Genomic DNA, 10375 nt, shown 5'->3' on the forward strand with positions numbered 1-10375 from the left:
TTCTTTGAATTCTAGAGCTATGTTTAGCTTCACTCTTAATTCCAAGTGCCATGTTTTTACCGCTAACGGAGCAATTCTCAATTAGACTCATAATCATTCCAGAAAGACATTCTAGCCTTGATTTTTTCCAAGAAAAGTTTAGTATCAGTGACTGAAGTAGTATATTGTGCATAGTCAGAAAATACACTCTTATACTACTTCAACCTCCCATATACAATACCTTTGCAGAGTATTTATTACAAAAATTGTAGGGTACTATGGATAATATTATAGGTAAATAGAAATTTAATAGATTCTAATCCGGAATATGCGAAAGAATGATAATATTGATGGTAAATAAGACGAACCTTAGCTTACGAGAAAACTGAAATAGTCAATGGCTCGTTAGAAGTCGATGAAATGATAAGTATAAGTTTGTAAGCCAGCGAATTCCATCAGGGCTATAGGGTAAATTTAAGGTAATTTATTAACTATAAGCCGGATACATGACTGCATTCGATTTTTTTGCTGTTATATATTATTTTTTTCTTGCATTATCGGGTAAGTCCATACATGACTATAGATGCTGGTTTCAGGCAAGATACTTTAAAAGTAGTATATGGTCAACGTCTATTAGCGAAGACTGCGTAAGCTTCAACCGTCATTACGAAAAAGACCTTAGGTCGACGAAGCAATCCATAAAAATAATCAAAAATGGATTGCTTTATCGGCTTATACTTTTTTGCAATAACAGAGTAATGTTAGTCAGGTTAGCTATACATTCTTTCTTGCTTATTTTTGTATAACAGCTGCGACTTCGTCTGCAAAGTTTTTATCTTCTTGTTTTATACCTTCACCTAGTTCATATCTTATAAACTGAGTAATTTTAATTGGAGTTCCTAATTCTTTTGCCATATTATCAATAACTTGAGAAATTGTTAATTTGTCGTCAAATAAAAAGTTTTGCTCAAGCAAAACAACTTCTGCAAGAAACTTACGTATTCTACCTTCAACCATTTTTTCAATGATATTATCAGGTTTACCAGAAGCTTTGGATTGTTCAAAGAATATATTTTTCTCGCGTTCAACTAAAGTTTGATCTAGACTAGATACATCAAGGCTATAGGGATTATTTGCTGCTATATGGGTAGCGATTTTTTTTCCCAATTCTAGAAGCTTAGCTTTTTCTTTACTAGTCGATTGTAAACCAACAATAACAGAAATTTTACCTAGCCCCTCAACAACAGTGTTATGTACATAGGATGCCACCACCCCTTCTGAGACCTGTAAGACATCCACGCGACGTAGATTTAAATTTTCACCAATTGTAGCAATATTGTCTAATATTTCTTCATCAACTGATCTGCCTGTTGATGTTTTTGCTAATTTTAGTGACTGTAAATTTAGTGCTTGTAAATTACTTTGATGCAAAGCTAATGTCGCGATATTTTTAACCAATTGTTGAAATTTATCATTTCTTGCCACAAAATCTGTTTCTGAATTTACTTCTATAATAACTCCAACATTATCTTTAATATGCACTGCTGTTAGTCCTTCAGCAGCGACTCTATCTGATTTTTTTGCTGCAGCTGATAATCCTTTTTTTCTTAACCAATCAACAGCTGTTTCAAAATCTCCTTTTGTTTCAAGCAAAGCATTTTTGCAGTCCATCATTCCTGCACCAGTTTTTTCTCTTAATTGTTTTACAAGTCCAGCATTTATCATTTTATTCTCCTTAATTAAAGGTTATATAGTTAACCCCTCTAGTATTTATCAATAGACCTCTTGCATAACCTAATCTAATTGGTAATTTTGTTGTCAAAACTCGTCTTCGTTCCTCACGTACATCTTAGTACGCTGCGGTACTCGACTTCGTTTTTCCTAAAAATTCCTCAATTATCTTTAGGTTATGCAAGAGGTCTATTGTCATCCCTGTAATGGGGATAAAATAATACTCAAATCCCTGAGATATTATAGATTCCCGCCTACGCGGGAACGATACCCTTATTTGGTTAGCACGTCCAGTTACTTTACTGTCGCAGTAACTTCTGCAATTTCCAAAGCTGTTTCAAACTCTGACTCTGCTGTTTTTTGGTTAGTTGCCTCTTGGTTATTTAGGTCAGAAGTTTTAGAAAATTTCTTAGTCGGTTTTAATTTAGTAATAGCTTTGATATTGGTATTTTTTTCTTCATGAGTAGCTATGCTTCCTAAATCAACACCAGATGCCACTAAAGCTTCTTCTATACCAGCCAGTACAGCATCGGCAAACAAGCTACAATAAAGTCTAATAGATCTTATTGCATCATCATTACCAGGAATAGGGTGATCTATATTATCTGGATTAGAATTAGTGTCAACAATGGCAATTATTGGTATGCCTAATTTTACTGCTTCTTGAATTGCCAAATGCTCTTTATTAGTATCAATTACCACCAGCAAATTTGGCTTTGTCTCAATATGTCTAATACCACCTAAGGATTTTAGTAATTTATCCTTTTTACGGGTCATTTCCAATATTTCTTTTTTGGTATAAACAGAATATTCCTCTTCATTTTCCAGAACTTTTTCAAGGCTATCTAGCTTTTTTATTGAGCCAGAAATTGTTCCCCAGTTGGTTAACATACCACCAAGCCATCTGTGGTTAACGTAATATTGCCCACATTTTTCTGTATACTCAGCTATTATATCACTAGCTTGTACTTTGGTGCTGACAAATAATATTTTACCATTTTTCTTAACAGTCTCATATATTACATTGAGAGCCGTTTGCATTAGAGCGGCAGTTTGTTGTAAGTCAATTACATGAATATCATCTCTGATGCCATAAATATAAGGTGCCATTTTTGGATTCCAGCGTGAGGTTTTATGACCAAAATGCACCCCAGCATCAAGTAATTCTCTGACATTAACAGCTTTTATTTTAGACATTATTTAATCTCCTTGAAATGTTAGTTATGTACCTACATTAGCAGTAGGTACTCCTCCGTAAGAGTTGATACCAAAGAAATTGGACTAACAACTGAACTCTTACGTGTGAATTTTGCTTGTTATTATTTTTAAGCAGAGTTAATTATATATTTAATCAATATATTTGCAAGGGATATATCGCTAAATTGTCGATAAAATTCCTGTTTACAAGATCATAAAAATTCTATACAATTAAAAGTTTAAATCAATAAGATTTTTATGATTATCCTTGGTATCTGTAAAAAGATACACTTACTGGTAACCTTATTGATGAGAAGTTGGTGACGTCGTCGCTCAATGCTCGTATTACTATAGGAATTATCCTAACCCCAACTTCTTATCAATTGACTATGTCTTATTAAAATAATTTATGATAATTATTCTATACAGCAATTAATTTATAACTTTTTAATGTGTTATGATAAAAATAGGCAATATTCAGCTACCTCATTCGGTGATATTAGCCCCAATGTCAGGGGTTACTGATTTACCATTTAGAAAATTAGTACGAAAATTTGGTGCAGGTCTGGTAATCTCTGAAATGGTTGCTAGTAGGGCAATGATTATTGAAACAAGGCAATCTTTACAAAGATGTGCGATTATTCAAGATGATGCTACTGGTTCATGCGTACAGATTGCTGGATGCGAACCCGATATAATAGCAGAATCAGCTAAAATGAATGAGGATATGGGAGCCAAGATTATTGATTTAAACTTTGGTTGTCCAGCTAAAAAAGTAGTTGGCGGCTATTCTGGTTCTGCTTTAATGCGAGATGAGAAATTAGCGGCAAAAATCTTAGAAACTACAGTAAAAGCAGTAAAAATCCCAGTAACTTTAAAAATGCGTACTGGCTGGGATGAGCAAACTAAGAATGCCCCAAATTTGGCAAAAATAGCCTATGATGCTGGTATACAAATGATCACCATTCATGGTAGGACAAGATGCCAGTTTTATTCTGGTCAAGCAGATTGGGAATTTATACGACAGGTTAAGGATGCGGTAAAGATTCCCGTTATCGCTAATGGAGATATTACTTCCTTGTCTAAAGCTAAGGAATGCTTACAAAAATCGGGGGCTGATGGTATAATGGTTGGTCGGGGAGTATATGGTAGACCGTGGTTTATTTCTCAAATAGCCCATTATCTTGCAACAGGAGAAGAACTACCCTCCCCTTCAATGGCAGAGCAGTTAGAAGTGATATTAAGTCATTATGATGCCATGCTAGAGTATTACGGGAACGATACCGGCGTTCAGCTAGCGAGAAAGCATATAGGTTGGTATAGTAGTGGTTTAGCGAATTCAGCAGAATTTAGAGGTGGGGTTAATATAATGCTTGATCCCTTTAAGGTTAAAGACAAGATAACTGAATTTTATGAAGGTATTGTGCAGAAAAGTGTGTAAATTTCAAAGATACTGGTGGGCGATGAGAGACTTGAACTCCCGACATTCTCGGTGTAAACGAGATGCTCTACCAACTGAGCTAATCGCCCGCTTCTTCAGCTTAAGGCAGATATTGCCACATTTCCTCAGAAAAATCAAGTTATTTCTAAAATTATTTAATTTTAAAATAATAAAAATGTTAAAGACCACTTAATAATTACCCAATAAATGGGTTGTATCAATAAGAATTGAATTGGACTTTGGACAAAAGGTATTGTGTATAGCTAACCTATTAAAATTTTAGGTCGTAAAGATATCTAATTAATCTATAGTACTAATAGTCAATTGATGAGGAGTTGGTGACGTTGTCACTCGTCGCTCGCCTATTACTTATAGGCGTCGCTCCATCGCTCCTAGCCCCAAATTCCTCTGAATTGACTATACTACCCAATTCCCCTGCATTGACTATATAAAAATTTGGTGCAGTATATGATTGGTTTCCGATAAAAAATAGCATTAGAAAATTATTAGATAAAGGAGGTTCTGTATTTAAGGCAAGTTGCAGAACGTTAAAAATATTGTATAATGGACTGAAGATGTAAAACATAATTTGGTAAATTTTTATGCAAATTGAATCATTTAATGAAGCTTTATCAAGGATAGGAAAAGCTGTACTAAAAAATGATGACATGATAATTGAAAACGACGATAAGGCAAAACCATTTGTAAAATGGGTAGGTGGAAAAAGAAGTTTAATAAAAGAATTATCCTCAAGAACGCCACAAACTTATAAAAGCTATTATGAACCATTTGTAGGGGGAGGAGCGCTTTTGTTTGCTCTTGCTCCAGCTAGTGCAACTATATCAGACATAAACCTAGATTTAGTTATTACATATGCTGTGATTAAAAATAAACCTCAAGAATTAATAAAGCTACTGGCAAAACATAAAGTAAATCATTGTGAAGAGTATTATTACAAAATCCGGAAACAATTTATTAATGATAATGATATAGAAGTTGCTGGACGTTTCATATATCTTAATAAAACCTGTTATAATGGGCTTTATAGAGCCAATAACAAAGGTGAATTTAATGTGCCTATGGGAAAAAATCCAGCAATAGTTGATGAGACAACTATAATAGCTTGTAGTAAATTACTACAAAATGTTGATATAAAACATCAAGATTTCAGCGAAATTTCTCCAAATAAAGGTGATTTTGTTTATATTGATCCCCCTTATCATCCTATAATTAATGCATCGTTTACTAAATATACCAAACTTGATTTCACAGAAACAGATCAGATAAAACTTTATCAAAAATGCAAAGAGTTAAACGATAAGGGTGTATATTTTATGCTTTCAAATTCTAATATTCAGTTTATAAAGCAGATGTATAAAGATTTTTATATAGAGATTATTGAAGCACCACGCACTATTAATTGTAAAGCTAATGAAAGGAAAAATGCAGAAGAGGTTTTGATTAGAAATTATGAATAAAACACAAGGTGGATCAATTGCCAATAAAACAGGAAATGAACTTGAGGTATTTATAAATAATCGTCTTGTTAGGGAAGGTTAAGTTTTATGGAAACTTAAAAGGTGTTTTTAGTATGTCTGAATTTACAACTTGGACAAACAAAATATCTAATATAATATGTCCTACTAACTATTTAAAAACTACAAGTAAATATATAAAAAATAAAGGAATTAAGGATTATGTCGTATCAATATGTTTATGTTATGAATGGTTTAAGTAAAACCATCAACGGTAAACAAATTTTAAAGGAAACTTATTTGTCCTTCTTACCAGGGGCAAAAATTGGTATTATTGGTCCAAATGGAGCAGGTAAATCTACTCTTCTAAAAATCATGGCAGCTATTGATAAAGAATATGATGGTGAGGCTTTTGTGGCTAATGGGGTTAAAGTTGGTTATTTAGCTCAAGAGCCATATCTTAATCCTACTCTAAATGTTTTCGATAATGTTATGGAAAGTTTAAATGATAAAAAAGCCTTAATTGACGAATTTAATGAAATAAGCAATAAATTTGCTGAAGAAATGTCCGATGATGAAATGAATGAACTTCTAGCAAAACAGGCTGATCTACAGGAAAAAATAGATAGTTGTGATGCTTGGAGCTTAGAGCGAGAAATAGAAATTGCTATGTTTGCATTAAGATGTCCAGATAAAGATGCCGATGTTACAAAAATCTCGGGTGGTGAAAAAAGGCGAGTGGCATTATGTAAACTTTTGCTAGAAAAGCCTGATATGTTATTACTTGATGAACCAACAAACCACTTAGATGCTGAATCGGTCTCTTGGCTAGAAAATTACTTAAAAAATTATAAAGGCACAGTAGTAGTTATTACCCATGATCGATATTTTCTTGATAATGTAACGGATTGGATATTAGAAGTGGATCGAGGTAGATGTGTTCCATGGCATTCTAACTACAGTGCTTGGCTTGAACAAAAGCAAGCAAAATTAGAAAATGAAGATAAAGAAGATGATGATAGGAATAAACAATTAAAACGAGAACTTGAATGGATACGCCAATCACCAAAGGCAAGGCAATCAAAAAGCAAGGCTAGAATTACTGCCTATCAAGATCTGTTACTCAAACAAAAAGAACAAAAATCAAGCGTGGCACAAATTATTATACCTAATGGTCCACGTCTAGGCGATTTAGTCATAGAGGCAGAACATATAGCAAAGAGATATGATGATAAGGTACTGTTATCAGATTTTAGTTTTAAGGTGGTTCCAGGGGCGATTGTTGGTATTATAGGTTCAAATGGAGCCGGCAAATCTACCTTATTTAATATTATCACTGGTAAAACCAACCCAGATCACGGTTCTATTAAATTAGGACAAACTGTTAAACTTGGTTATGTTGATCAATCAAGGGATAGTTTAGATGATAACAATACTGTGTGGCATGAAATTTCTTCAGGTCTTGAGGAGCTACAACTTGGTTCTAGATCAATGAAAAGTCGTGCTTATTGTGCAGCCTTTAATTTTAGAGGGGGCGATCAACAAAAGAAAGTAGGACAACTTTCTGGAGGTGAACGTAATAGGGTACACATAGCCAAATTATTAAAAGAAGGAGCTAATGTTATCTTACTTGATGAACCATCGAATGATCTGGATGTTGACACATTACGAGCCTTAGAAGATGCTATTTTAGATTTTGCTGGATGTGTATTAGTGATAAGCCATGATCGTTGGTTTTTAGATAGAATAGCAACCCATATTATTGCTTTTGATAAAGATGGAAATGCTACATGGTTTGAAGGAAATTACCAAGATTATCATGATTATATGATTAATTTAACAGGTGAAAATGTTATTAATCCTAAATATCGTCATAAAAAATTAGTATAAAATATGTCTATAGGAGAAATATTAGTGGTTATGTTAGTAGCAATGATAGTAACAAAGCCAGAAGATATTCCTATGATTATAAAAAAAATCCAAGAATTTAAATTATACTGTTCAGCAGTCAAAAATCAGGCATTAACATATATTACAAAAGATTTAAAAATTGATAATGATATTGTAGAAAATGATGTTGAGCAGTTGAACTTTTATTTAGAAAGAATTATTAATATCCAAGGATATTATGATGGTAATTATTCCCTAAATGAACTTAAAGTAAAATATGATAAGCTTATAAAAATAAAAAGTACAGAATATGGGAATATATTGGAAAATCATAAAAAATAATAAATTTTTTCATATGCTATTAGTGCTAGCTTATTTTGTGCTATAGTCAATTGATGAGAAATTGGGGACGTTATCGTAGGCAGCCTCCTAGCTCCAAATTTTCCTGAATTGGCTATATAATTATAGAATCTGTTTAACTCTTATTAGGTGTATCTTGTTTAAGAAAATACTAAAAATAAAATTTATTTGTGTAACTATTACATTGATTCTACTAGTCAGTGGAATCAATTTTTGTATATTTTACTTATTTGCCCCTGGGGAACTTGTAGAAAACAAGACGGTAATAATCAAACCTAGATTGTCAACTGATCAAATTTCTATGACATTAAATGATCATAACATCATTAAATATCCTGCTTTATTTGCCTTTCTTGCCAAAATATATTCATTAAAACATTCTATAAAGAGTGGGGAATATATTTTTACTCAAAATATTTCTCCTATGCAAACTCTAAGGATATTATCCAGTGGTAAATCAATTATTCATAAAATGCTTATACCTGAAGGTATGCTTGTCCATGAAATAATAAAAAAAATTAATAGCGAAGAACGATTAATGGGAGAGATTATAGGAACAATTCCGGAAGGATTTTTAATGCCATCTACCTATTTCTTTTCATATGGCGATCAAAAAGAGCAAATCATTGATAAAATGCGAAAATTAATGTCTTTACAGCTCGACAAAATTATGGAAAAATTATCACCTGATTCTCCATTAAAAACTCGCCTTGATGTATTAATCTTAGCATCCATTGTGGAGAAGGAAGCTAGCTTAAACTCCGACAAACCTTCAATTGCCGCTGTATTTCTAAATCGCCTAAAAAAACATATGAAACTACAATCAGATGTAACAACAATTTATGCTGTAACACTTGGGAAAGATAAACTAACAAGACCATTAACTAAAAAAGATTTTGCAATGCAATCGCCTTATAATACATATTATATTGCTAATTTACCAGTTGGAGCTATTTCTTGTCCTGGAATAAAATCTCTAGAATCTGTAGTAAATCCTGCTAAAATTGATTCATTATATTTTGTTGGTAACGGTGCGGGAGGGCATAATTTTTCTAATAATTTTAATGATCATAGTAAGCACGTTAAGGCTTATCGTAAAACTTTGAAGGAACCTTAAGCATGGATAATACTGAATTTGCTAAATTAGCTGAACAAACTATATCTTTAATTGCAGAGATAATTGAAACAGAAGATAAGGATTGCCTTATCGATATTGATTTCCAGGGTGATATTTTAACTTTAACTACCAACCAAGGCATATTTGTTATTAATAAACACTCAGCTGCTAAGGAAATTTGGCTATCTTCGCCAATTAGTGGTCCTTACCATTTTTATTACACTACTGGTATAGCCAATTCAGGAGAATTTGGTACTAGGAGCGATGGAGCGATGTCTATAAGTAATAGGCGAACGATGAGTGACGACGTTACCAATTTCTCATCAATTGACTATAGATGGCAATCAAAATCATCTGATGATTTGATTGATATTTTACAACAGGAGCTAAAAATTAATTTCAAAAATACTTCGAAAACTTAACACTCGATAATCAAATTTTTTTGTAGATTTGAATAAAATGCAGGACAAAATTCGTCATCCCTTACCTTAGTGTCACCCTGCTTCGGTGCGGGGTCTAGATCACAACTGTTGAAAGTTAGAAGAGGAAGAGGTTTTAGACCGAATAGTTTAAAAGTCGTATGTGGTCAACGTCTATTAGCGAGAAAGACCTTAGGTCGACGAAGTAATCCATAAAAGTAACCAAAGATGGATTGCTACGACCTACTTGCGTGGTCTCGCAATGACAGAAAACCTATCTAAACCCGCTTTACCTTCTAACTTTCAACAGTTGTGGGGTCTAGATTCCGCACCGAAGCGAGAATGACAATGAGAAGAAGCGGGAATGACGAAAAAGTTAGGTGTTACCCTTTACCTTAGTGTCACCCCTGCTTCGGTGCGGGGTTTAGATTCCCGCCTACGCGGGAATGATGGTATGGACGAGTGAAGCGAAATATGCTTTACTTGTACGGAGTCAGCTGAAAAATAGTTTTCAGCTGCTCCAAATTAAATAATAATTTAATTAATAGGTTCATACCATGATAAATAATAGCATAAAAAATACTATAATAGGAATAGATTTAGCAAAAAATAGTATGCACTTGGTGCAAGTCGATCAAAATGGCAAAAAAATAGGTTACCAAAAAGTTACAAGAGATGAGTTAATAGCCTATTTAAGCAATCTCGATAAAAGTTCATTGGTAGCTATGGAGGCATGTGGAGGAGCTAATTATTGGTCACAGGAAAT

9 protein-coding genes, 1 tRNA gene and 1 pseudogene are annotated in these 10375 nt (G+C 33.2%); 7 read left to right on the forward strand and 4 right to left on the reverse strand.

The window, feature by feature from the left end; translation table 11 throughout:
• Positions 1–771 precede the first annotated feature (771 nt).
• Positions 772–1704, reverse strand: coding sequence for a translation elongation factor Ts (gene tsf, locus RiCNE_RS03980; RefSeq protein WP_094649324.1), 933 nt, complete (start codon positions 1702–1704; stop codon positions 772–774).
• A 300-nt stretch (positions 1705–2004) separates the two neighbouring features.
• A complete protein-coding gene (gene rpsB, locus RiCNE_RS03985; protein WP_094649325.1) occupies positions 2005–2907 on the reverse strand; it encodes a 30S ribosomal protein S2 in 903 nt (300 codons plus the stop codon).
• Between the two features lie 457 nt (positions 2908–3364).
• On the opposite strand from rpsB, the gene dusB reads away from it, so the two are divergent.
• Positions 3365–4348, forward strand: a complete 984-nt coding sequence (gene dusB / locus RiCNE_RS03990) for a tRNA dihydrouridine synthase DusB (protein WP_094649326.1) — start codon at positions 3365–3367, stop codon at positions 4346–4348.
• A gap of 13 nt (positions 4349–4361) precedes the next feature.
• Here dusB and RiCNE_RS03995 read toward each other — a convergent pair.
• Positions 4362–4437, reverse strand: a tRNA-Val gene (locus tag RiCNE_RS03995).
• Between the two features lie 224 nt (positions 4438–4661).
• On the reverse strand, positions 4662–4934 hold the full coding sequence (locus RiCNE_RS07290; RefSeq protein WP_239832674.1) for a palindromic element RPE2 domain-containing protein: 273 nt from the start codon (positions 4932–4934) through the stop codon (positions 4662–4664).
• A gap of 16 nt (positions 4935–4950) precedes the next feature.
• On the opposite strand from RiCNE_RS07290, the gene RiCNE_RS04005 reads away from it, so the two are divergent.
• The 6 genes and pseudogenes from RiCNE_RS04005 to RiCNE_RS04030 all read left to right on the forward strand — a co-directional run.
• The gene (locus tag RiCNE_RS04005) at positions 4951–5826 is read left to right on the forward strand and encodes a DNA adenine methylase (protein ID WP_204839952.1); all 876 of its coding nucleotides are present in this window, start codon (positions 4951–4953) and stop codon (positions 5824–5826) included.
• Between the two features lie 219 nt (positions 5827–6045).
• Entirely contained in the window at positions 6046–7713 is a 1668-nt protein-coding gene (gene ettA, locus RiCNE_RS04010) for an energy-dependent translational throttle protein EttA (RefSeq protein ID WP_094649328.1), read from the forward strand.
• Between the two features lie 3 nt (positions 7714–7716).
• Entirely contained in the window at positions 7717–8055 is a 339-nt protein-coding gene (locus tag RiCNE_RS04015) for a DUF2672 domain-containing protein (RefSeq protein ID WP_133062936.1), read from the forward strand.
• 154 nt (positions 8056–8209) lie between these two features.
• On the forward strand, positions 8210–9190 hold the full coding sequence (gene mltG, locus RiCNE_RS04020; protein ID WP_094649329.1) for an endolytic transglycosylase MltG: 981 nt from the start codon (positions 8210–8212) through the stop codon (positions 9188–9190).
• A gap of 2 nt (positions 9191–9192) precedes the next feature.
• A complete protein-coding gene (gene cyaY / locus RiCNE_RS04025; RefSeq protein WP_094649330.1) occupies positions 9193–9612 on the forward strand; it encodes an iron donor protein CyaY in 420 nt (139 codons plus the stop codon).
• 554 nt (positions 9613–10166) lie between these two features.
• Positions 10167–10375: pseudogene (locus RiCNE_RS04030) on the forward strand (IS110 family transposase); the annotation flags it as partial.

Source organism: Rickettsia endosymbiont of Culicoides newsteadi, from assembly GCF_002259525.1.
Classification (GTDB): Bacteria; Pseudomonadota; Alphaproteobacteria; order Rickettsiales; family Rickettsiaceae; genus Tisiphia.